The following is a 22,626-nucleotide window of genomic DNA, read 5'->3' as shown; positions in this document are numbered from 1 at the left end:
AATAGGTAAATGGATAGGGCTAATGTTTGTTTTATTGAAGGCTAAACAAAAGCTTTATGTTGCGTTAAGATATAAAATGATAGATATTTTTTTACTTGAGTTTTCTATCAAATTTTTCCTCCTTAAAAGTTTACACTGTAGCTATAAATTGGCTATTTACGAAAAAATCATATGGTTAATAAAAGAGTCTTCCTATTGCTAATTTCTATTGGGTTATATATTCACTCCACATATCCCATGTATGCCCACAACCAGCAAGTGGTTATACCACCACTTGATCACACAATAAATATTGTTAAATCACCACCTATACAAAGCCATGTTGCGCCTATAGCGGTGCATCTAGCAGCTGCTAAAGGAGATGTAGTCCGTCTTCGTTCTTTAATTGCTGATGGTAAAAATATACAAGTGTTGGACAAAAATAAAATTACTCCATTGCATATTGCTGCAGCCAAAGGTCATTTGCTTTGTGTACAAGAGCTTATTAATGTCGGTGCTAACATCAATGTAGTAGATTCTCTAGGAAGGACACCACTCTATTTTGCTGCTCAGAATGGTCATTTGGCCATTATTCGTGAGTTGGTTGCAGTTGGTGCCACTATTCGGTCTGCCGATTACCGAGGTAGAACCCCACTTCATCTTGCTGCAGAAGGGGGAAAATCCCAATGTATACACTACTTAATTCAAAAAGGTGCATATGTAAATGGATTTGATAAAGACCAGCTTACGCCTTTACATTGTGCTGCTTTATCAGGTTCATCTTTATCTATTCAAGCCCTAATACGTGCAGGTGCAAAGGTAGAAGTATTTACTAAGCAAGGTAAGTTTACGCCTTTACATGCTGCTGCACAAAGTGGTAGTGTAGAAGCGATTCGGTTATTAGTGCATAATCATGCCAACTTAAATGCTATTAGCCGAGATGGTCTTACCCCCCTTTATTGCGCGGCGCAACATGGCAACCTTGCCGTATTAAAAGAACTATTGTGTTATAAAGTAGTAAATATCCACGCAGTAGAAGGTCTCAATACACCCTTACATGCTGCCGCTTTAAATGGTCATTTAGATTGTTTGAATCTATTATTAAAGGAAGGAGGCAATGCATCTGCTCGTAATAAAGAACGAAATACGCCTTTACATTTGGCAGCTTATTATGGTAAAAGTGATTGTTTACAAGCATTGATAGCTGTTAATGAAAGATATGTACAGTTAATAGGTGAAAAGCAGCGAACGCCTTTACATTGGGCGGCTCGATTGGGTCATATTACTTGTGTCGATCAGCTTATTGAAGCAGGGGCAGCTATAAATGTAGGAGATTTCCATAATAAAACGCCTCTACATCTAAGTGCTTTCTATGGACATGATGCATGTTTGACTACGTTCTTAAAAGCTGGTGCAAATCCCCATGCTACTACCCATATAGGCTTTACACCATTACATATGGCCACTAAAAGTAGCAATATAAAATGTTTAAAAATACTCTTAGAAGCGGGTGCTAAGCGCTCTGCTGTCGATAGATTTAAAAATACACCCTTGCATGTATCTGTGGCATTTCAAAATATAGATGCTAGTTTAGAACTCATAAAATCGGGTGCACCCGTAAACATTCCCAATGAGTGGGGAATTATACCGCTACATATTGCTGCCAGTGAAGGAGACTTGATTACTTTGCAAGCACTTATCAAAGCAAAATCTAAAGTAAATACTCCAAAAAAATCAGGCGCTACACCTATGCATGTAGTTGCAAGAAGAGGACATCTGGCTTGTTTAAAAGAATTGCTACAAGCAGGTGGAAAGGTTCGGGTCTACAATCAGGCTAAAGAAAGTCCATTGTATTTAGCAGCTGCTAATGGTCATTTGGATTGTCTAGAGGCATTGATTGAAGCCGATCAGAATCAGGACGTTATTACTAAAAAGATCAAAAAAAATTTTCAGGAGCAACCACTTTTGAATAAAGTTGTTAAAAACAAGGCTAAACTAGATGTAGCGAATCGGTTTAATGAAACCCCTTTATATGCTGCAGTTAAAAATGAACATATAGATTGTGTTTTATTGCTTATACGTCATGGTGCAAGGGTAAATATTAAAGTAAAAGGAGGGAAAACGCTTTTACATATTGCTGCTCAAAATGGTTGTGCAGTTTGTGTAAGGGCTATCATAGGAGCAAAGGCAGACATTAATGTATTGGATCGGTATAAAAATACACCATTACACCTTGCTGCTCAAAATGGCCATACTAAAGTAGTGCAAGAACTAATAAGCGCAGGGGCTTTATCAAAGAAAAATAAATTTGATCGCACACCTGCTTATTTGGCATTACAGAATGGACATATAAAATGCTATGAATTATTGAAAGGTTACTTTAACCATCCATAAAAATTATACTATAGTGGACTGAAAAAACCGGAAGTGTTCAATAAACTGGGTTCTGTCTCGTCTGTTTTAAGGAGTAAATTATTTTATTAATTTTAGTCAAAAATTGCCTAAAATGTTTACTATTACCCGTAGATTACTGCCTTATTTTAAAGCATTTTGTTCGGTTCTGTCGCGTTTGTAAAATACGTCAAGAGATCTTAAAAATCTATTTTTGATGTAAATTTTTAATAAAAAATTATTTAATTGACTATCAGTATAAAAAATTATAATATTCAAAATATAATTTAGGCCAAAAAATTTATTTTTTAGCCTAAATCTTAACAGATGCGACAAATGCGAGACAAGTCTTCAGCTCTTTCTTTTTTTCGTAAGGCTATCAGATATAATAACACTCCATCCAAAGTAGTAGTTGACAAAATCGGTAGTAACAAGTCTGCACTTGATGCATTAAATACAGAACTAGATGAAGATCACAAAATTCAAATATTTCAAAATAAATACTTAAATAATAGAGTCGAACAAGACCATAGGTTTATCAAAAAACGGATAAAACCCATGCTAGGGTTTAAGATTTCCATTCGGCCAACATTACCATTACAGGGATAGAAAATATCAGAATAATTCAAAAAGGACAATTAATAGGAGCTAAAAAACAGGTATCTACTTTTGAGAACTTTGCTAAATTTATGTCCGCATAATATCCAAATTTCAAGACAAGGGATACAACTATACAAAATTACTACAGATGCGACAGAGCCTAAATAGTTGGTAATCAAAGTTATTTATATAAATCATTCTTTTACAGTGTTATATTATATAAGGTATAAACATAACTATATTTTATAATTCATTATCAAATTAAAAAATAATTCTAATCCAAAGTTCACGTAAATAGAAACGTTAAATTAAGACTATAATGAAAAAATGGAGAATATTTTTATGTAGCCTATTGGTTTTAGGTGTCCAGCCACTCATTGCATTAGCGAATAGAGATTCCGCTGTTGTAAAGCAGGCTAAGCAATCGGTAGTTTATATTGATTATAAGCCGGTCTTAACCGCCTATTCTATTCCTTTAGAGGGAGGAGTAAATGGTGTAGTAGTTGATAAACAGGAAGGTTATGTCTTAACTAGTGGTATGATCGGTGAACCCGCAATACCAGAATATACCATTAGTTTTTTTAATGGTATAAAAGCTGAAGCAAAACTTTGCTATTCTGATCCCTGGTTAAACTTTGCTATTCTAAAACTAGATCCAGCAATTATTCCAAATGAAATCATTGCTGCGAAAATAAGTGATCAAGAACCTAGAGAAGGAGAAGCTGTTTTTACAGTTGCAATTCCTAAAGAAAAAAAGACACAAAGGACTATCTCAAGGGGTAGGGTATCAGATACAAACTTTATAACAATGTTAAGAATGCCAGAGCATCTTATTTCCATCAGCATGTATACCAATGATGGCGGAGTTGGATCTCTAGTATTTAACGAAAAGGGAGAGGGGATTGCGTTAAGCTGTTATGCCTCAGATACTCATAAGTTGGGATTGCATCCAACTTACTTGCGCTATGTTTTATCATTTTTGCGGGAGCACAAGACGCCTATTAGAAAACATATAGGCTCTCTTCTTGAAAGTTATTCATTGGATAATGCAGTTAAATATGACTGTTTCCTATCAAAATGGCAAAAAGAATACGTCAAGAAATTTCAAAAGGCAAAAAACAATATACTAGTAGTAAGCTGTATACTAAAGGGCTCTCCTGCAGAAGGGAAACTTAAAATTGGTGACATTATTTGGGCAATTGATGGTAAACAGGGTAGGTCCAAGTTTAGTAGACTTTGATATGGAGCAAAATAAATCTACTAGAGACCATATTCTATTGACCATATGTAGAAAAGGTTGCTTCCAGGATATAACCATCCCCCTTTATAATTTAGAGGATCATCGCGTAAACAGAATGGTCCAGTTTGGGGGAACTGTTTTCTTTGAAACAGATGATTTTTCTAGTCGTCTTGGTGGTGTTCTCCCTAAAACATTGACTTTTTGTTTCGCACAACCTAATACCATTTTTAAAGAAATATTTCATAGTTCCTTTGAAAAAATTAAAGTTTATACTTTGAAGTTGGTAGCTGTAAATGGAGAACCTATTTATCGATTAGACGAACTAATAACGGGAATCCCTACCTGGATAAAACAAAAATATTTTACAGTTGACTATATCAACCATGCAAATGAGCCCATATTAGAAAAAAGCTATTTATCTGTTGCACAAGATCGATACAAAGCCAATGTAGCATACGACACAACCCTAGAACTACCTAAAATATGGATATGGAATGCTGTAAAATTACAGTGGGAAGAAAAGTTAATTTAAGGTTCTGTCGCGTTTGTCGGTTCTGTCGCATCTGTATTTAATTTTGTATAGTTGTCTCCCTTGTCTTGAATTTTGGATATTATGCGGCCATAAGTTTAGCAAAGTTCTCAAAAGTAGATACCTGTTTTTTAGATCCGATTAATTGTCCTTTTTGAATGATTCTAATATTTTCTATTCCTGTAATGGTAATGTTAGCAGCATGAAAACTCTTAAATCCTAACATAGGTTTGAGCCGTTTTTTGATAAACCTATGGTCTTGTTAGGGTACTAGGCAAAATCATGCGCAAATACACGCTAGGCTAATATTCTGAAGCAAAGAATATTTTTATAAAATTGTTTTTTTTCTGATTTTTAGTATTTTATACGATTTATTAGTTTTAAAAAAAAATTATAACTTCTTATTTTAAGTGATAATAAAAAACTATGAAAACAATTAATGTAACCCAATAAAGTTTTATATTATAATATAGTGGACCGAAAAAATCGGACAAAGTTTTATAAATTTTGTTTCCGTGTTATTTCTGCTTTAGCGTATTGATTTTTTACATGTGTAAGATAGACGTTCATAGGTTTTTGATATTTAATACTAGAATGAAATCTGTTGTAATTATATTTATGCATGTAATCGTTAATGCCCTGTTTAATCTCTTTAATATTTTTAAAGTCATTTATAAACAAGCAGTTATATTTTATTGTTCTAAAAAAACGCTCTATAACTACATTATCAATACTTCTACCTTGCCCATTCATTGATATTTTAATACCATACTTTTTTAACAATTGTATGTGACCATGACTGGTATATTGACTTCCATGATCGCTATTAAAGTACTCTGGAGCAGGATATTTGCTAAGAGCTTCTTCTAAAATATCTGTTACAAGTGTTGTATCCATACTGTTAGATACTTTATAGCTCAATATAGCCTTACTATGCCAGTCTATTATAGCTGCAAAATAGATAAATCCATTATTAGTTTTAATATAAGTTATATCCCCGCTCCAAACCTGATTTGATTTAGGTACATAAAGACGCCTGGTCTGACCAGAGGAAAACCAATACTTATCTAGTAAATAACCATGTGCTTTATATTTAGAAGACTTAAAAGAAGTAAAAACTTTTTTACGCGGATAAACAGCACATAAGCCCATTCTACGCATATAATGTAGCACACGATTTTTTCCTATAGACAAACCATCTTCTAATAACTGGTTATATATATAACGGTATCCGTATTCTGGATGATCGATATAAATATCAGCTATTTTATTGATAAGCTCCTTATTAAAACTATCTTCTATACTAGATTTATAATATAAAAAAGAACGATTAATCGATAATAATTTACATTGTCTTGCCTTAAGTAAATGAGTAAGCTTGGATTCGACAAGACCTTTTTTACTTAATAAGTCCAAGCTCTTTAGCTTTCCCACTGCCCAGTCCCGCTCAACTGTAGTTTTACTTAATGTCTTGGCTAAGGAATCATTTTCATCCTTTAAATGAGCTATTTCATCTTTGTATGCACTAACAACTTTGGATGGATCAAAAGCTAAATAAGCATGCTCCATAAACTGATGTTTCCAATTTTGAAGTGTTTTGCTAGTTACTCCATACTTGGACGATAACTCTACTAACGTCAATTCTTCTTTTAATAAATCTAAGACTATTTTAGTCTTCTCTACTGAACTAAACTTTCTAACCTTTTTTCTTCCCATTTTATAAACTCGTTTGTGAAACAATAAAACTAGTACAATACGAAACAAAGTATCTAATTTTCTGTCCGATTTTTTCGGTCCACTATAGTCTTATATCAATCCACATGATTTGAATCTTTCTAATATAATGTCTAATACTAGTGAAGATTCCATTAATGTTGCTATTACTGTTCTTGAAAAGCTTAATCTACATTTTACTAGTGCTCATACTTCTATCTTTAATTTTAAGTCTTTGCTAGATAATCCTCCTTGTTCTAGTTTAGATATTTCTGCGAATTCTAGTCTTCTTTGTAACGTTCGTTCTGCTTCTGATGCTGCTAAGGCTGCTATTTCTAATGTTATTTCTTTGGCTCTTGCTGTTGCTTCTGCTATTAGTTATGCTTCTTTTCTTAATCCTGACGATCATACTATTATGGATTCCTCTATTTATGCTTGTAATGCTCTTATAAATGCTACTGAAGCAGGTAATAACATAAATAAGTATGATTCTTGTGCTGATAATGATAGTACTTTATCTGATTCCTCTGATTCCTCTGACTCTTCTGATCTATAGTAGACTAAATTGGGTTATCGAGTAGATTTCAGGGTTATCGAGTAGATACAGGACTTACTCCCTGAATCCCTTAACAGGTTGTGTTCTGGTTTAGAAATAAATAATGTAAATTGCGTACATTAAAAGTGTATCCTACACACTAAACTTAAACGACAAGTATAGGATATGATTTTTACTGTCTATACAATCAAGTATTGACTGCTACATCAGAAGTAATCCTGTTATTTGTATAGATAAAACGTTGTTTTGCGCTCTGCCATAAAAATTTTAGAAAAATATCGTAGAGCGCCTGCAGTTATCAAGCTAAGTTTTTCTATATATACTTGAAATAAATAACCTATGGGTGGAAGAATTATTATAGGACTAGATCCTGGAAGTGTGATTATGGGCTTTGGTATTATTCAAGAATCAGCAATAGGTAGCGCTATAAAACTAATAGACTATGGTATTTTAGAATTACAAAAGTACAAAGGACATATGTTACGGATGCGTCATATCTATTTACATATGGTAGCATTGTTGCAAAAACATACGCCAGATACAGTAGCGATTGAATCGATTTTTTATGGATCAAATGTACAATCTATGCTTAAGTTAGGAAGGGCACAAGGGGTAGCAATTGCAGCAGCCTTAGCTTGTGAAATGCCTATTACAGAATATGCGCCACGTAAGGTGAAACAGGCGGTTACAGGAAACGGCAATGCGTCTAAGGAACAAGTGGCTGCTATGGTGGGCTATCTTCTTAATCTATCTATTCCGTCTACTTCTTTAGATGCTTCAGATGCACTGGCAGTAGCTTTATGCCATAGCCAACAACGTCTATCTTCTACTACTAAGCCCAAAAGCTGGTCTCAGTTTATAACCGCACATCCGAATCGTAAGCTGAGCCTGTAAACGATTTTGTGTAAGTGCCATTTTTTAAGAAACTCTTCCTTCAAATTCTATAGCGAATCGATTGATAGCGGCTCTCCAATCATGTAGAGCCATAGTCCACTTTTGTGATGCTTTTTGTATAGCTAAATATACCACTTTTAATGCAGATTGGTCATTAGGAAAAAATTTACGATTATTGATCGATTTTCTAATCACACTATTAAGTGATTCTATCGCATTAGTGGTATAAATAATTTTTCGTATTTCATCAGGATAGTCGAAAATAGTTATAATATTACTCCAATTTTTATGCCATGAACGACTAATGGCTGGATACTTTTTATCCCATTTTTCACTAAAAATAAGAAGCTCTTCTTCCTCTTGATCAATAGAAATAGCCCGATAAATAAGTTTAAGATCCGATGCGACGGACTTCATATCCTTATAGGATACATAACGTAAGGAATTACGAATAAGATGAACAATGCATAACTGGATTTTGGTTTTTGGAAATACTGTATTAATTGTAGTAGTTGAGATATACTCTGACAATTGTTAAATTGTGATGATATAAATATCGACTATTATTATGAAGTTACATCAAAAAATAATTAAACCTAAACTAGGTTTATTAGATCTAGCCAAAACGTTGGGTAATATCTCATCAGCGTGTAAAAGCATGGGTTATAGTAGAGATAGCTATTACCGCTTTAAATCCTTGTATGAAACAGGCGGTCAAGAGGCGTTACATGAGATAAGCCGCAGGAAGCCGATCATGGCTAATAGAGTAGATCCTAGTATAGAAAAAGCAGTAGTAGATATGGCGATAGATTATCCAGCCTATGGTCAACTTAGGGTATCCAATGAGTTAAATCAGCAAGGTATACTGGTCTCTCCAGGCGGTGTCAGGTCTATCTGGTTACGTAATGATTTAAATAATATAAAAAAACGTCTTAAAGCATTAGAAGCCAAAATGGCTCAAGATGGTCTTGTTTTAACTGAATCCCAGCTAGCCGCATTAGAAAAACGTAAGAATGAACAAGAAGCATTTGGAGAAATAGATACAGAACACCCTGGTTATTTAGGCTGTCAAGATACTTATTATGTTGGTAACTTTAAAGGGATAGGTAAGGTTTATACCCAGGTATTTATAGATAGCTATTCTCGAGTAGCTAATGCAAAACTCTATACTGATAAAACAGCTTTGACAGCTGCTGATATGTTAAATGATAGAGTACTGCCTTGGTATCAAGAACAAAGCATACCCCTCTTGCGCATTCTAACAGATCGTGGCACTGAGTATAAAGGCAAAATAGAGCATCATGCTTTTGAGTTATTTTTAAGCATTGAAGGTATAGAGCATACGGTTACTAAAGCCTATTCACCGCAAACCAATGGATTTTGTGAGCGTTTTAATAAAACTATGAAACAGGAATTTTTTGATACAGCCATGCGTAAAAAAATCTATAGCAATCTAGATGATTTGCAAGAAGATTTAGATTACTGGTTGCATCACTACAATCATGAGCGACCTCATTCTGGAAAATATTGTTACGGAAAAACTCCGATGCAAACTTGGCAGGATAGTAAAAAATTAGTACTTGAAAAAAATAATCAAATCGCGTATCTTAAAAGAATACCTGACAACCTAAACTTAACTGACATGAATACATTCTAAATTTTTACTGACTGTCAGATTAAATCTCAACTACTACAACCTAAAAAACAGTTATCTATTCGAGCATTCTGCTAAGCCAATGGCTTCCTGCATAAGCCGCAACAAAACCTATTATCTTGGCGCTCTATTGTTTTATATAAGTCCTATGCGCTAAACAGAAAGAGAGTCGGGTTGTAACAATTCTTCTAGGCTATAGGCTTGCTCTAAGCAATAGTTGCCTATTTGGGTTCGGCATAACGCATGGAGATAAGCTCCAACGCCTAATTTTTGTCCCAAATCATGGATAAGGCTTCGTACATAGGTCCCTTTACTGCAAACCAATTTGAAATCGACAAATGGTAGATTAAAGGCTGTCAACAAGAAAGCATGGATGGTAATAGAACGGGGGAGCAAGAGCGCTGCTTCTCCTTGTCTAGCCATTTTATAGGCTCTTTTGCCACCTATTTTAATCGCTGAATAGATAGGAGGTATTTGTGTTATGGCCCCAACAAAAGTAGCAGCAGCAGCGTGTACCATCTCTTCAGTGATATGATCATAACTAGACAAGCTATTAAAGGGTGTTTCTAAATCCATAGATGGTGTCGTCTTACCAAGCACCATTTGACCAGTATAAACCTTATCTAGCCCTTGAAGGGTGCTAATTGTTTTAGTTTGCCTGCCACTACATAACAAAAGTAACCCTGTAGCTAGGGGATCTAAGGTACCCGCATGACCTATTTTTTTTATTTTTAATGCACAACGAATTTTTTTTACAACATCAAAGGAAGTCCACCCCAAAGGCTTATGAACCATAAAAATAGCCTCAGAAAGGTCATTTTGCAGTTTATGCATATTATTTATATATTGCGGACTAAAGTTGGAAGATACAGCTTCTACAAGCTATAGAAGCTAAATAAAAGCTATTTCTTTAGGTTTATAACAATATTGGGTACCGTCGCGTCCTGCTACAACCAACTCCCCTGCCCTATTGACAGATAATATACACCTTTCTATCCATCCATTTCTGGTTGCAAAGATATGAAATCCTGTTTTACGGTAGAGTCTGTTGACATACTTTTCCCAAAGTAAATTATTTATTCCATTTTGTAAATGAGCATAATAACTACCAAAAGCATCCATAATATGGGTTAACAATAGCGCTCTATCAAAGCTGTTTCCTTTATGTATAGCCAAGGACGTGAAGTTAGCAGACTCAAAATGCAGTTGGTTAACGTTTAATCCAATACCAATGACCGCTGCCTTTATTTTATGACCATCTCCTATATTGGTTTCAATTAATATACCACCTAATTTTTTATCTAAGTAATAGAGATCATTGGGCCATTTTATAGCCATCCCCTTTGGCAAGTGGTCTACTAGTGCATCATAAATTGCTAAACTAGTAATAACATTCAAGGCAAATACCCCGTCTATTGTTAACCATTCCGGATATATAATAAAAGAAAAAAGAATATTTTTACCTGATTCTGAAGTCCATTTACTGCCACGTTGTCCTCTGCCTTGATATTGATAATCTGCAATAAAAACGGTTCCTTCTGCTGCATGTAGTAGATATGTTTGGGCGAGGTCGTTGGTAGAAGCACAACTTTCGTAATAAAATGATGCCCTATCAAATAGAGCATCAGTCTGAATAGCACTACTCAATGGGTTAAATAGATCATTCATGGAAATATGATTTATATCCATTACTTTTTATATACAACTTCTAGCTTCTAGAAAGCAAGATTTAAGAGGGTTGCTCAGCCTATTCTTCCCATTCCACAAAACTTCTCCGTTCGTTCTTGAACTAATTTTTCAATAGACTTACTGGACAGTTTTTCTAAATGATCTAGAATACTTTCTTTAATCAGCGCTGCTGCAGTTGGTAAATCTCTATGGGCGCCTCCTATTGGTTCTTTAATCAGTCCATCTATCAAACGAAAATTAGACATATCGTTGGCCGTTACTTGTAACATTTCTGCAGCTTGTTCTTTATAATCCCAACTTTTCCAAAGAATAGAGGAACAAGATTCAGGTGTAATCACAGAATACCAGGCATGTTCTAACATAAGTACATAGTCACCTATTGCAATGCCTAAGGCACCACCTGATGCACCTTCCCCAATGACAATCGATATAATAGGCACACGTAACCCAAACATAGCTTGAATATTGCTAGCAATCGCTTCTGCTTGCCCACGTTCTTCTGCTTCCACTCCGGGATAGGCACCTGGTGTATCTATAAAGGTAATAATAGGTTTCTTAAATTTTTCTGCCAAACGCATCAAACGCAGTGCTTTGCGGTATCCTTCTGGATTGGCCATGCCAAAATTACGGGATTGTCGCTCCTTAGTAGTTCTTCCCTTTTGGTGGCCAATGAACATCATGGTTTGCCCATTTATCGTACCAAAGCCACCAACGATTGCCTTATCATCTCCTACAAAACGATCTCCATGTAGTTCAAAAAATTTTTCTGTAATCTGCTGGATGTAATCAAGTGTATAAGGTCTATCTGGATGACGGGCCAACTGAACCCGTTGCCATCTGGTGAGATTTTGAAAAGTTTTCTTTTGTAATGCCTTGATATCATTGGCCAATTTAGCAATTGAGGCCATAAGCGCTGGTGCATTTTGCGCTTTAGCTGCTTCTTGCATCTTGACAAGCTTTTCTTCAAGTTTAACAATTGGTTTTTCGAAATCTAATAGCATAAAACGGATTTTTTAAATTTTATGGGGGACCTGTTATTGGGTACTAAAAAATAAAGGAAATTTTTGGTATAAATGATATTTTGACTAAATAGCATCAGCATGTTTAGACCATATTTTCTCTACCCCATAAGCAAATCTAATGTTTTTTTAACATAACGTATAGGCATGCCTAACGTATACAAAGAATTATAAAATTTTTTACACTGAAAATCATCATATTAAAATATATTCAAATTACTTTTAAGCCTATTTTATTGTGTTAGATTAGTCGATACAGCAGTAAGTGACTTAAAAAATATTTACGCACTTAAAAAGAAAGAAATGAACATTTACCAGCTCTGCGGACAGACTACTATTTTACGATAATTACGAGGTATCTTTAAACGAATACTAGGTTTTTTAAGCCGTTTAAAATGCAGTTTGCGTAAAGTTACCCTATCTTTATTAGGCTGTTGCCTATTTTTTAATGAAAAAAATATTTTAATCCCAGAAAAAAAAGTCCTATTCTCAATTATTTTATGTTGGTATAAAACTTTGAACCAATACTTCTCTTGTCTATCAATTAATTCAGTGCCTATAACCCTATTGGTACATTCATCGTAAATATAGGCTAAAGGAGCAGGCAATAGGTTTGGTATAGATATATTGTCATCAATAGATCGACCAAGTGTACCCAAAAGCAATGACTGAATAAATGAATAATTACAATAGAAATGATCAGACTGGTTGTTATAATCCCATTGGTAGACTAGATGACGCAAGCGATCTACAACAATCACACCTTTTTTATTGATAAGGCCACGCATAATATCTATGCCCAAGGGACCCTTTACAATAAAATAAATTTCTCGATCATAGGCTACACAGCAAACCATACGTCCACGAAAGGAATGGTGTAGATGGATAAAATGCAAAACAGCCTGTATAGAAAAGTAAGGAGGAAAAGTAGGAAATAAATTGGATGAATCAAGGGATTGCACACTGAATTGTTGTTCCATGCGACACCCAGCAAACAAATAGAATATAGCCAAGAGAATATGGACAAAAGTGGAGTGTAGACACTTTTTAGTATATAATCGGGCCATAAACCACCCGCTATCATTGATTGGGTCAATATGGGCCATAAAACGTGACCAAAATGGTACGCTAGTTATACATGAATATAGTGAAAAGCAATATCACCTTCTAAAAATTCTGAAGTGGCCTCTATCACAGGCTTAGGAAGCTTTTCATAATGCTGGGTAATCTCATATTGTCGCTGGGCATCTATGCTATCTTTTTCCTCTGAAATAGACATAAACTCTTCTAATTTAAGATCTAATTCACTCTTCCTATTCATAGCAATCTGTTTGGCACGCTTGGTAATGATAACAGTACTTTCATAAATATTGCCAGTAGGGGCAATTAACTTATGGATGTCCTTAGGGGTTACATATACTTTTTTATTTAAGCTCATAGTGGTAAATATGATTGGTTAAAAACAAGTTCTTTATTCATTAAAATGCTACTTGCTGCATTATCTTTTTTAATCATTCAGATAGGCGCCTGCACAAAAGGATAACTAGCTCTAATTGGTTACTTTTTTTCTGGGTTACATGGTTGTTGCATACCTAATTGTTTATAACACTTTATTAGGAGCCGAACTACTTGCTCTTTACAAGAAGCATCTGAATAGACCTTTTGAAAGTTTTTAAGCGCTACAATAGCTGCATTATAGTAGCCCAACTGAACATATAGCGCAGCAGCTTGGAAACTCTTTTTCATAAGACGGGCATGCAAAGTTTGCAATACATCCAAAGCTTTGCTTCGATAGAGGCCAGTTGGATAAACCGCTAAATATTGCTCCAATGAAGCTATCGCATCATAAGTAACAGTTTGGTCCAGACGTATGTCTACATCTTCACAAGCCAAGCTATATCCTTTCATAAAAAGCGCTTCTTCTACCTGTGGCAAAGTAGGATACTGCTTTACAAACAAATGAAACTGATTGGAACCAATCAAATATTTCTTTGTATAAAAATTACCATAAGCTTGATACCATTCAAATTTTGCACGGTCTCTTCTACTTTTTAACATAGGTAAAAGCAATTCGATCTGCGCATTGGCTTTAGCATAACGCTTCCGTTCATAAAGCCGAACTATTGCTTCTTTTTTTTGCTCAATTAAAGATTGGGGTTTATGCGCTTGATCAGTAGCAAACAAGTAAAAATTATTTCCTAAATAAGTAAAAATCAATAGAAACAGACCACTAAATTTATACCTAAAAGGTAGATACGTCATATAATTTTTCATAGTAAATGGCCAATGGTATAAAACGATAGGAATGGCATTAAAGGTATATTACACCAATCGTTCATTGTGCTAATGTTTATCTATTTTGTTAGATGATAACATTTAATAGACACAAATCTACTAAACTATATCTATATATTAATTACTATATAGCAATAAAATCTGGTTCTATTTCATTTTTTTACATAGATCCTGTCTTGTCTATTGTTTATAATTGATTTTGTATGGATCTTTCATTTGATCAACTATGCTAAAAATCATATTTCATGATAAAAATTTTGTTCTAACTTTTTAGTCGATTATAGGTACAGACTATTCTATATGAACCTTTTTTTTAAACTTCCTAAATAGGCCAGTAAGCGCTACCAGTCGTTTCTGTTGCGCATTTAGCCCAACCCACCCTCTTAAGACACTAGCTATTGAACTCGTTAGCACAATAACCGTTCTTGCCACAAAGCCCAAGTTTACCCCCATCAAATAAAACAATAAAAATATAACTATACCTACAAAAGCAGTATGGGAACTACCACGAAAACCAAAAACCGCTAAGAGAAAAAGGGGGCATACTGAGAACTGACAAAAAAGCAGAATATGGCCATACATTTTATCCCAAAAATAACCAAAACAGATACACATATGATTACTATACTCAGTTAATACCATAACCAATAGACTGACCATTATTATCGTAGATTTAGCCACCCTAATCTTAAGCCTATCAGAAATAGGCTTTGTCTTTGGCATACTTTCCATCAAATCATGCCCAACTACTACAGCACAAAGATGTAAATAAGAATCAGCTGTAGACATAGCCATACCTAATACACCAATGACAACTAATCCAGATAAATAAGATGGCATACTAGTTACTATATACTGCCAAACTTCTGTTACCGGTAAGTTTGGATTTGCTACAAAAACGCATAATCCAATCAAGGACAAAAAAAGTACTATAAAAAAACCAATTAAACTACTGTATAAAAAAACTTTTTTGACTTGAAAAGGACCAGAACACATATACATTCTCTGAATAAATACAGGTTCATAAGTCCAAAAAGCACAAGCTGGAAGGTACAGCAAAAATTCCCACCGCTTAATAGCAGAATGGAATAGAATATTCAATGTAAACTTTTTTTATACAAACAGGATACTATTTCTAGAATAGATTGATCTGTTTTTAAAAACATAAGCTTAACAATAAAAAAAATAATAGCGATACAGGTTATACCTTGCAGCACATCGGTATTCGTAACAGAACGAACACCCCCCAAAGCAAAATAAACCATAACCATGAAAGCTACCCAGATAGCAGTCTTCCTAGGGTCTATTGATGCTATACATATGTCCATGATAAAGCAGATCATACTGATCTGACGGCAAATCATATGAATACAAACAAAAATACACAATAAAGCGGCAACAATCCTGAGATACTTTCCATATGCATAGCCTATCGTTTCTATCACAGAAAAATGCGACATAAATGGAGCGATACGGACCCGATTAAAATCAATAGGCCATTATTAAACCAAAATAAGACCTATAGCCTATCCATTACCGATCCGTAATTTTTTCCTGATCAGCTGATTGGTCATTAATATGGCTGCGCAACATAAGCAAGACAGCTAGCACCATTAAAAAGCAAAAAAATGCCACCATGAAGAAACCAAGATAGTTACTCGCGAAGATTTGATTCAACCAGCAGGCTAGTCCAAGTAATAAAAAACGCAATCCTAAACCAAATAAGACAAAAGCTGTGGAAAAAATCAACAAGATCCAGCCTACTTTCTTGGCCTTTTTTTTCAGGATATCCTGGAATGTATAGATTAATAGGGCCAATTTTTCTCTTACTAATTCCACCATACAAGCCATTCCAAATAGCTTACTTACTATTTTTACAATTTTAAAAAACATTCTGGTAAAGTGAGGTACATATAAAAGTCAACTTTGGTTGAGTGGGGTTCCTATGCTTATGAGAGCTATGCTACTGCTTGGTAACCTTAACAGACATATAGGTTCTATGTACACTATGTGTATGTGTATTAAAAAAGGACTGGTTCATATCCATATCATTTTTACAAAGCTTCCCATAGACATATCCTACCAGCGCGCCAGCCAACTGGGCTAAGTAAGCACCTGCATATTGCGTGCGAACATGACAAAGCGCAATCAACAGTAAAGCAAATGCAATATATCTTAATGGCAACGAGAAAAAGAAGCAATACAACCTTAAATTAGGCATGCATGCGCAAACAGCAGCCATAATAGCATAAATGGCCGCTGAAGGACCAATAAGATCAGTAGCGATGCCCTTAAAAGGTGGCGCAAAGTGGTATAATATAGCGAACACAACCGCACCTACTATTTGTCCCAAACCATAAAGACGGAACATATGTTTTGAACGTGTAATGACCGGTATTCTTTGCGCAAAGATATATAGTATAAAAACATCCCAAAACAAATCTATAAAACCTTTATGGATAAAAGAGTAGGTAATAATGGTCCATGGCCGTTGTAGCAACAATGGATAGAGAGAAGGAAAGGTTAATTGTTTATAAAACCACAAAAAATAATCTTTACAACCGCAGATATAACAGCCAGTATCAAACAAAAAAAGCAATAGAAAACTTAAAATATGTATTAAAATAAGTTGCCTCAACCCATTCCTAGACGCTTTAAATTGATTGCGCAAATAGAGGTAAACCATATCCATAAATACCAGAAATTAACAAAAATTACGAGAATCAAATACTGTCCTAAACACTGCAAACTACTTACTGCGTCTACTGGGCTTTTCTATAGTAGATTTACTAATCATACCATGCTAAGGCTTATGAACAGATCAATACATTTTAGTTGGCCTACTGAATTTACAAAAACTTATTGTATATTTTAACCTACGACTAAAAGATAAATGGTTTTCAAAAAGCATTGCCTTGCCATGTAAGGTATGACAGACCTTTCTTAGCCCCTACTGAAGTATCATTTGCCCTGCATGCAGCAGGGCAAAACATTTTACCCATACAAGCAGCCTGAGCATTAAGTATTCTATTTTTATTAGCAATAGTAAATATTAATACGTATATTCAGCTGGTCAGTTTTGATAGGCAATTTGTTAGCCTGTTTAAGATTTTGATATAGGCCTATAATTTTCTTAAATTTGCACACCTTTAGGTTTAAAACAAAAATTATAAATAGTACATGTTAACCATACAACAGCTCGTAAAAAAAGGGAGAAAAAAACCGTCTTCTACATTCAAGTCCCCAGCACTTGCATCATGTCCGCAGCGCAGGGGTGTGTGTATCAAAGTGTATACTATGAAGCCAAGAAAACCTAACTCTTCTATGAAAAAAGTAGCTAGAGTACGTCTCACAACGGGTAAGGAAGTGAACACGTACATTCCTGGGGAAGGTCATAACTTGCAAGAACACTCTATTGTGTTGATCAGAGGAGGGGGCGTAAAAGATTTATCAGGTGTCAGCTACTCTATTATTCGTGGTGTGTTGGATACTTCAGGTGTAAGTGGAAGGTGTCAAGGCAGATCTGTGTATGGCGCTAAAAAACCAAAAAAAAAGTAACAGGGTGACATTTAAATAGCTCCAGAAAAAGATTAATTTCAGTGAAAGAAATAATATGAGAAGAAAACAAGCTACGAAAAGAGTATTAGCACCCGACTATAAGTATGGTGATCCGCTTGTGACTAGGTTTGTAAACGGATTAATGGAACGAGGTAAAAAAAGTCTTGCTTTTAGTATTTTTTATGATACCATTGATGCAGTCTCTCAAAAAACAAAAGAAGAAGGATTAGAAATTTGGCGCAAAGCGCTCCAAAATGTAACCCCCACTTTAGAAGTTAAACGTCGACGTGTTGGTGGGGCTACGCTTCAAGTTCCCGTTGAAATAAGGCCAGATAGAAGAGTGTTTTTAGGTATGAAATGGTTGATTGCTTATGCAAGATCCCGTGGAGAAAAGACTATGAAAGAAAAACTCACCAATGAAATCATTGCAGCTGCTAAGGAAGAAGGTGCTGCTTTCAAGCGTAAGGTAGATACCCATAAAATGGCAAGTTCCAGTAGAGCCTACTCACACTTTAACCTGAGATAAATGGCAAGCGAGCTAACTTTTTTAAGAAACATAGGCATCATGGCCCATATTGATGCGGGTAAGACGACTACCACAGAACGTATTTTATATTACACAGGACTAACCCATAAAATAGGTGAAGTACATGATGGAGGGGCTGTGATGGATTGGATGGCCCAGGAGCAAGAGCGTGGCATTACCATTACCTCTGCTGCTACGACTACATTTTGGAAATATCCTACGATACAGGGCAAAGCAACTGATAAAACCCAAACTTACAAGGTAAACATCATCGACACACCTGGCCACGTAGATTTTACAGTAGAAGTAGAGCGTTCTTTGCGTGTTTTAGATGGTGCTGTTGCTTTATTTTGTGCGGTATCTGGTGTAGAGCCCCAGTCTGAAACGGTTTGGCATCAAGCAGATAAATATAAGGTACCCCGTATCTGTTTTATAAACAAAATGGATAGAGCCGGTGCAAACTTTTTTAACGCTTTGAATGAAATTAAGGAAAAATTAGGCGCCAATCCTGTTCCTTTGCAAATTCCGATTGGCAGTGAAGCGTCATTTAAAGGGGTAGTAGATTTGATTACCAATGAAGCAATCGTTTGGAATGAACATGATTTGGGTATGACTTATCAGGTTATACCTATTCCTAATGATTTGATAGAGACTGCTGAGGAATGGCGTCAAAAGCTGATTGAAAGTGTAGCCAGTTATGATGAGCAATTAATGGAAAAATTCTTTGACCATCCAGATGCCATTACAGCAGATGAAATAAAGGCAGCCATTCGAAAAGCCGTTATTGATCTGTCGTTTTCCCCTGTACTCTGTGGTTCTGCCTTTAAAAATAAGGGGGTTCAGGCACTATTGGATGCAGCATGTGCCTATCTTCCCTCTCCACTAAATTTGCCACCAGTAGCCTGCACCCATCCAGATACAGAAGCAGTAATGCTTAGAAAGCCAGAAAATAGTGAGCCATTTACGGCATTAGCTTTTAAAATCGCAACGGATCCTTTTGTAGGTAGGCTTGCTTTTTTACGGGTCTATTCTGGTACCCTAGATGCAGGATCTTATGTTCAAAACAATAGAACAGGCAAAAAAGAACGGATTGCGCGTCTGATGCAGATGCATGCCAATAAACAAAATCCCATCAATGGGGTACAAGCAGGAGATATTTGTGCAGTAGTAGGCTTTAAAGAAATTAAAACAGGAGATACCCTGACAAATGAAAAAGATAAAGCTATATTGGAAGCGATCACCTTTCCAGAGCCGGTAATTGGTTATTCTATTGAACCTAAAAAACAGGCAGACCAGGATAAATTGACCTTATCTATTGCCAAGCTAATGGAGGAGGATCCAACTTTACGGATGGAAACCAATCGTGAAACAGGCCAAACCATTTTGAAAGGGATGGGTGAGTTGCACTTGGAAATTATTATTGATCGGCTTAAACGTGAATTTAAACTTGAAATCAACCAAGGTGCCCCACAAGTGGCCTACAAAGAAGCACTTACTGCTACGGTAGAGCACAAAGAAGTTTATAAAAAGCAAACAGGTGGTAGAGGTAAATTTGCAGATATCGTTTTTGAGATAGGACCTAGGGAGGTAGTTGAGGGAGCCTCCATTACGCCTGGATTGGAATTTGTAAATAAAATTATTGGGGGGGTTATTCCTAAAGAATTTATTCCAGCTATTCAAAAAGGGTTTGCAGCAGCTATGGAAAATGGTCCATTGGCAAACTATCCGGTAGAATCTATGCGGGTTAAAATTTTTCATGGTTCTTATCATGATGTAGATTCAGATGCGCTATCTTTTGAATTAGCCGCTAGAGCTGGATTTAGGGCCGCTGCACAAAAAGCTTCTCCTGTAATTTTAGAACCTATCATGTCTGTAGAAGTAGCTACGCCTAATGAGTTTACAGGTTCTGTAACCGGAGATCTTAATAGAAGAAGGGGTATTATGAAAGGAATGGATAGTAAAGGAGGTACACAAATTGTTAAAGCAGACGTACCATTGGCAGAGCTATTTGGTTATGTTACAGATCTGAGAACCATTACTTCAGGTAGGGCATCCGCTTCATTAACTTTTTCGCATTATGAACCTGTTCCTAAAAATTTAGCAGAATCCATTATTAATAAAGCAAAAGGCATAACGGTATAGCATCATAAGCACCAATTATATGAATCAAAAAATTCGAATCAAACTTAAATCATTCGATGCTGTGCTCTTAGATAAATCAGCAGATAGCATCGTTAAAGCTGTGAAAGCTACTAAAACAGTAGTAAATGGTCCTATTCCACTTCCAGGTAAAAAAGAAGTGTATACGGTATTGCGTTCGCCACATGTCAATAAAAAGTCGCGTGAACAATTTCAACTTTGTACCCATAAAAGATTGATAGATATTTACTCTAGTAGTTCAAAAGCAGTAGATGCATTGACCAAGCTGGAGCTACCTAGTGGTGTAGAGGTTGAAATTAAAGTTTAAAGCTGTTATAAAACAACGATAACTTTTATATAAAAAAGCTACAAAAGTAAAATCTACTTTAGAAAAAGTTTTGTTAAAAAGCCATTCCCAAATCACTAAAGTTCTAGATTAGGTACTATTGGTCAATTTTAAGAATGGGCTTTTTGCAACTTTTTATAGTATGCTTTTATTTTTTTCTATTTTTTGATCGCTATGCCGTTCTTAATCTACTTTATTACCACAGCGCTTATTGGTTTAACCATTGGATGGTGGGTAGCAAAGATTCTGAGCAAAGCAACCATTTCAACTTTACAAAATACAATTGCCAATCTGGAAAAGCATTTAGAAGAATGCCAATATCAATCTAACACACTACAAGAAAAACACCTGAAAATTACTAAAGAATTAGGAGCTTCACACGCCCATACCCACTATTTAGAGGAAAAAATAGCCGAACAAGGGCAATCTGTAGAACAACTTCAAAGGCAGCTGACCATCCATTTTAAAAACTTAGCACATGAACTATTAGAAGAAAAAAGTAAAAAATTTTCAGAGCATAGTCAACGCCAAATGGAACAGTTATTAACACCACTTAGCGAAAAAATTAAAGGCTTTTCCCAACAGGTAACGCAGTACAACCAAGAAAGTTTGGAAAGAAATGTAGCTTTACGGACAGAGCTAAAACAACTCCATGACCTGAATCTAAAAATCACACAAGAAGCAGAAGGACTCACCAAGGCACTAAAAGGAAATACAAAATTACAAGGAGGATGGGGTGAGTTTATTTTGGAAAATATTCTTGCCCAATCTGGGTTGGTTAAAAATAGAGAATATGTAATACAACCGTCTATTACTACAGAAGATGGACAAAGATTGCAGCCAGATGTAATCATTAATCTACCAGAAGGTCGCAATATTGTCATTGATGCAAAAGTATCTTTAAACCATTATGAACAGTTTTTTAACAATGCGCATCGCTCAGAGCAAGCTTTTCATCTTAAACAACACATTCACTCTATTAGGCGCCATATTAAAACACTAAGCGAGAAGCGCTATCAATCACTTTACAACCTTCAAGGGTTAGACTTTGTTTTAATGTTTATACCCATTGAGCCAGCATTTGCACTAGCGGTTCAAGAAGAAGTCATGCTATTTAATGAAGCCTATGAACGCAATATTGTTATTGTATCACCATCGAATTTAATAGCCACGCTGCGTACCATTGCAAACTTATGGAGGCAAGCCTATCAAAATCAAAATGCTTTAGAAATTGCCACCCAAGGTGGTGCCTTATATGATAAATTTGTTGCCTTTATAGAGGATATAAAAAATATAGGTCGACAATTGGATTTAACACAAAAAAACTTCCTAGAAGCAACTAAAAAACTATATGATGGAAAGGGAAGTTTGGTATCTAGAGCAGAGAAAATGAAACAATTAGGTGCACGCGCTACTAAAGTATTAGATCAAAAACTTATAGATAGGGCCAAAGAAAACTAAAAAATAATGGGACCATTGGTCTAAACCGTAGTAGTTA

The 22,626-nt window shown here is 35.4% G+C and carries 22 protein-coding genes and 3 pseudogenes; 12 read left to right on the top strand and 13 right to left on the bottom strand.

Annotated features, from left to right (window positions below; genetic code table 11):
• The first annotated feature begins 237 nt into the window (after positions 1-237).
• From AL022_RS00440 to AL022_RS00425, 4 genes and pseudogenes are all read left to right on the top strand, one after another.
• Complete coding sequence (locus AL022_RS00440) at positions 238-2,373, top strand: ankyrin repeat domain-containing protein (protein WP_014934251.1); 2,136 nt, start codon at positions 238-240, stop codon at positions 2,371-2,373.
• A gap of 324 nt (positions 2,374-2,697) precedes the next feature.
• Positions 2,698-3,071 (top strand): annotated as a pseudogene (locus AL022_RS00435) (DDE-type integrase/transposase/recombinase); the annotation flags it as partial.
• 218 nt (positions 3,072-3,289) lie between these two features.
• On the top strand, positions 3,290-4,210 hold the full coding sequence (locus AL022_RS00430) for a S1 family peptidase (protein ID WP_014934248.1): 921 nt from the start codon (positions 3,290-3,292) through the stop codon (positions 4,208-4,210).
• Between the two features lies 1 nt (position 4,211).
• Positions 4,212-4,742, top strand: a complete 531-nt coding sequence (locus AL022_RS00425; protein WP_041546035.1) for a hypothetical protein — start codon at positions 4,212-4,214, stop codon at positions 4,740-4,742.
• Positions 4,743-4,821: 79 nt separating this feature from the next.
• Here the strand turns inward: AL022_RS00425 and AL022_RS04370 are convergent.
• A pseudogene (locus AL022_RS04370) lies at positions 4,822-5,001 on the bottom strand (DDE-type integrase/transposase/recombinase); the annotation flags it as partial.
• A gap of 236 nt (positions 5,002-5,237) precedes the next feature.
• Entirely contained in the window at positions 5,238-6,455 is a 1,218-nt protein-coding gene (locus AL022_RS00415; RefSeq protein WP_014934245.1) for an IS3 family transposase, read from the bottom strand.
• A 127-nt stretch (positions 6,456-6,582) separates the two neighbouring features.
• Here AL022_RS00415 and AL022_RS04480 point away from each other — a divergent pair, with 127 nt between their 5' ends.
• On the top strand, positions 6,583-7,008 hold the full coding sequence (locus AL022_RS04480) for a hypothetical protein (RefSeq protein ID WP_014934244.1): 426 nt from the start codon (positions 6,583-6,585) through the stop codon (positions 7,006-7,008).
• 339 nt (positions 7,009-7,347) lie between these two features.
• The gene (ruvC, locus tag AL022_RS00405; RefSeq protein ID WP_014934243.1) at positions 7,348-7,902 is read left to right on the top strand and encodes a crossover junction endodeoxyribonuclease RuvC; all 555 of its coding nucleotides are present in this window, start codon (positions 7,348-7,350) and stop codon (positions 7,900-7,902) included.
• A gap of 24 nt (positions 7,903-7,926) precedes the next feature.
• On the opposite strand, the pseudogene AL022_RS00400 reads toward ruvC, so the two are convergent.
• A pseudogene (locus tag AL022_RS00400) lies at positions 7,927-8,406 on the bottom strand (IS256 family transposase); the annotation flags it as partial.
• Positions 8,407-8,470: 64 nt separating this feature from the next.
• Here AL022_RS00400 and AL022_RS00395 point away from each other — a divergent pair.
• Entirely contained in the window at positions 8,471-9,559 is a 1,089-nt protein-coding gene (locus AL022_RS00395; protein WP_014934241.1) for an IS481 family transposase, read from the top strand.
• 150 nt (positions 9,560-9,709) lie between these two features.
• Here AL022_RS00395 and truB read toward each other — a convergent pair whose 3' ends face one another.
• The 10 genes from truB to AL022_RS00345 all read right to left on the bottom strand — a co-directional run bounded on the left by truB (position 9,710) and on the right by AL022_RS00345 (position 17,251).
• Positions 9,710-10,390: a tRNA pseudouridine(55) synthase TruB gene (gene truB / locus AL022_RS00390; RefSeq protein ID WP_014934240.1), complete on the bottom strand. Its 681-nt coding sequence runs from the start codon at positions 10,388-10,390 to the stop codon at positions 9,710-9,712.
• Positions 10,391-10,447: 57 nt separating this feature from the next.
• Positions 10,448-11,245, bottom strand: a complete 798-nt coding sequence (locus tag AL022_RS00385) for a biotin--[acetyl-CoA-carboxylase] ligase (RefSeq protein WP_014934239.1) — start codon at positions 11,243-11,245, stop codon at positions 10,448-10,450.
• Between the two features lie 53 nt (positions 11,246-11,298).
• Positions 11,299-12,246: an acetyl-CoA carboxylase carboxyltransferase subunit alpha gene (locus tag AL022_RS00380; RefSeq protein WP_014934238.1), complete on the bottom strand. Its 948-nt coding sequence runs from the start codon at positions 12,244-12,246 to the stop codon at positions 11,299-11,301.
• A gap of 329 nt (positions 12,247-12,575) precedes the next feature.
• On the bottom strand, positions 12,576-13,244 hold the full coding sequence (locus tag AL022_RS00375; protein WP_148269021.1) for a DUF4292 domain-containing protein: 669 nt from the start codon (positions 13,242-13,244) through the stop codon (positions 12,576-12,578).
• Between the two features lie 152 nt (positions 13,245-13,396).
• Positions 13,397-13,702: a DNA-directed RNA polymerase subunit omega gene (locus AL022_RS00370; RefSeq protein WP_014934235.1), complete on the bottom strand. Its 306-nt coding sequence runs from the start codon at positions 13,700-13,702 to the stop codon at positions 13,397-13,399.
• A 119-nt stretch (positions 13,703-13,821) separates the two neighbouring features.
• Positions 13,822-14,538, bottom strand: a complete 717-nt coding sequence (locus AL022_RS00365; protein WP_014934234.1) for an outer membrane protein assembly factor BamD — start codon at positions 14,536-14,538, stop codon at positions 13,822-13,824.
• Positions 14,539-14,850: 312 nt separating this feature from the next.
• Entirely contained in the window at positions 14,851-15,399 is a 549-nt protein-coding gene (locus AL022_RS00360) for an SLC5/6 family protein (protein ID WP_148269019.1), read from the bottom strand.
• A gap of 257 nt (positions 15,400-15,656) precedes the next feature.
• Positions 15,657-16,019: a membrane protein gene (locus AL022_RS00355; RefSeq protein ID WP_014934232.1), complete on the bottom strand. Its 363-nt coding sequence runs from the start codon at positions 16,017-16,019 to the stop codon at positions 15,657-15,659.
• 73 nt (positions 16,020-16,092) lie between these two features.
• Entirely contained in the window at positions 16,093-16,401 is a 309-nt protein-coding gene (locus AL022_RS00350) for a phage holin family protein (RefSeq protein ID WP_148269017.1), read from the bottom strand.
• Positions 16,402-16,522: 121 nt separating this feature from the next.
• Positions 16,523-17,251, bottom strand: a complete 729-nt coding sequence (locus AL022_RS00345; RefSeq protein ID WP_014934229.1) for a rhomboid family intramembrane serine protease — start codon at positions 17,249-17,251, stop codon at positions 16,523-16,525.
• 488 nt (positions 17,252-17,739) lie between these two features.
• Between AL022_RS00345 and rpsL the strand changes: the two genes are divergently transcribed.
• From rpsL to AL022_RS00320, 5 genes are all read left to right on the top strand, one after another.
• Positions 17,740-18,117 carry a 30S ribosomal protein S12 gene (rpsL, locus tag AL022_RS00340; RefSeq protein WP_014934227.1) on the top strand — a complete coding sequence of 126 codons (378 nt, stop codon included), beginning with the start codon at positions 17,740-17,742 and terminating at the stop codon, positions 18,115-18,117.
• A 55-nt stretch (positions 18,118-18,172) separates the two neighbouring features.
• The gene (gene rpsG, locus AL022_RS00335; RefSeq protein ID WP_014934226.1) at positions 18,173-18,643 is read left to right on the top strand and encodes a 30S ribosomal protein S7; all 471 of its coding nucleotides are present in this window, start codon (positions 18,173-18,175) and stop codon (positions 18,641-18,643) included.
• On the top strand, positions 18,644-20,785 hold the full coding sequence (gene fusA, locus AL022_RS00330) for an elongation factor G (RefSeq protein WP_041546029.1): 2,142 nt from the start codon (positions 18,644-18,646) through the stop codon (positions 20,783-20,785).
• Between the two features lie 19 nt (positions 20,786-20,804).
• On the top strand, positions 20,805-21,110 hold the full coding sequence (gene rpsJ / locus AL022_RS00325) for a 30S ribosomal protein S10 (protein WP_014934224.1): 306 nt from the start codon (positions 20,805-20,807) through the stop codon (positions 21,108-21,110).
• A 192-nt stretch (positions 21,111-21,302) separates the two neighbouring features.
• On the top strand, positions 21,303-22,589 hold the full coding sequence (locus AL022_RS00320; RefSeq protein ID WP_014934223.1) for a DNA recombination protein RmuC: 1,287 nt from the start codon (positions 21,303-21,305) through the stop codon (positions 22,587-22,589).
• Positions 22,590-22,626: the final 37 nt, after the last annotated feature.

The organism is Cardinium endosymbiont cEper1 of Encarsia pergandiella, from assembly GCF_000304455.1.
Lineage (GTDB): Bacteria > Bacteroidota > Bacteroidia > Cytophagales > Amoebophilaceae > Cardinium.
The sequence above is the reverse complement of the archived record's forward strand: the minus strand, read 5'-3'. Positions and strand labels throughout refer to the sequence as shown.

What these genes read in the sequence shown, in the direction of transcription:
- AL022_RS00355 (WP_014934232.1), bottom strand. Translation starts at nt 16,019, where the DNA reads ATGTCGCATTTTTCTGTGATAGAAACGATAGGCTATGCATATGGAAAG.
- AL022_RS00425 (WP_041546035.1), top strand. Translation starts at nt 4,212, where the DNA reads ATGGAGCAAAATAAATCTACTAGAGACCATATTCTATTGACCATATGT.
- AL022_RS00350 (WP_148269017.1), bottom strand. Translation starts at nt 16,401, where the DNA reads ATGGTGGAATTAGTAAGAGAAAAATTGGCCCTATTAATCTATACATTC.
- AL022_RS00320 (WP_014934223.1), top strand. Translation starts at nt 21,303, where the DNA reads ATGCCGTTCTTAATCTACTTTATTACCACAGCGCTTATTGGTTTAACC.
- AL022_RS00365 (WP_014934234.1), bottom strand. Translation starts at nt 14,538, where the DNA reads ATGAAAAATTATATGACGTATCTACCTTTTAGGTATAAATTTAGTGGT.
- AL022_RS00440 (WP_014934251.1), top strand. Translation starts at nt 238, where the DNA reads ATGTATGCCCACAACCAGCAAGTGGTTATACCACCACTTGATCACACA.
- AL022_RS00370 (WP_014934235.1), bottom strand. Translation starts at nt 13,702, where the DNA reads ATGAGCTTAAATAAAAAAGTATATGTAACCCCTAAGGACATCCATAAG.
- fusA (WP_041546029.1), top strand. Translation starts at nt 18,644, where the DNA reads ATGGCAAGCGAGCTAACTTTTTTAAGAAACATAGGCATCATGGCCCAT.
- AL022_RS00380 (WP_014934238.1), bottom strand. Translation starts at nt 12,246, where the DNA reads ATGCTATTAGATTTCGAAAAACCAATTGTTAAACTTGAAGAAAAGCTT.
- AL022_RS00385 (WP_014934239.1), bottom strand. Translation starts at nt 11,245, where the DNA reads ATGGATATAAATCATATTTCCATGAATGATCTATTTAACCCATTGAGT.
- rpsJ (WP_014934224.1), top strand. Translation starts at nt 20,805, where the DNA reads ATGAATCAAAAAATTCGAATCAAACTTAAATCATTCGATGCTGTGCTC.
- rpsG (WP_014934226.1), top strand. Translation starts at nt 18,173, where the DNA reads ATGAGAAGAAAACAAGCTACGAAAAGAGTATTAGCACCCGACTATAAG.
- AL022_RS00395 (WP_014934241.1), top strand. Translation starts at nt 8,471, where the DNA reads ATGAAGTTACATCAAAAAATAATTAAACCTAAACTAGGTTTATTAGAT.
- AL022_RS04480 (WP_014934244.1), top strand. Translation starts at nt 6,583, where the DNA reads ATGTCTAATACTAGTGAAGATTCCATTAATGTTGCTATTACTGTTCTT.
- AL022_RS00360 (WP_148269019.1), bottom strand. Translation starts at nt 15,399, where the DNA reads ATGCCATCTTATTTATCTGGATTAGTTGTCATTGGTGTATTAGGTATG.
- AL022_RS00430 (WP_014934248.1), top strand. Translation starts at nt 3,290, where the DNA reads ATGAAAAAATGGAGAATATTTTTATGTAGCCTATTGGTTTTAGGTGTC.
- ruvC (WP_014934243.1), top strand. Translation starts at nt 7,348, where the DNA reads ATGGGTGGAAGAATTATTATAGGACTAGATCCTGGAAGTGTGATTATG.
- AL022_RS00415 (WP_014934245.1), bottom strand. Translation starts at nt 6,455, where the DNA reads ATGGGAAGAAAAAAGGTTAGAAAGTTTAGTTCAGTAGAGAAGACTAAA.
- AL022_RS00375 (WP_148269021.1), bottom strand. Translation starts at nt 13,244, where the DNA reads ATGGAACAACAATTCAGTGTGCAATCCCTTGATTCATCCAATTTATTT.
- AL022_RS00345 (WP_014934229.1), bottom strand. Translation starts at nt 17,251, where the DNA reads ATGGATATGGTTTACCTCTATTTGCGCAATCAATTTAAAGCGTCTAGG.
- rpsL (WP_014934227.1), top strand. Translation starts at nt 17,740, where the DNA reads ATGTTAACCATACAACAGCTCGTAAAAAAAGGGAGAAAAAAACCGTCT.
- truB (WP_014934240.1), bottom strand. Translation starts at nt 10,390, where the DNA reads ATGCATAAACTGCAAAATGACCTTTCTGAGGCTATTTTTATGGTTCAT.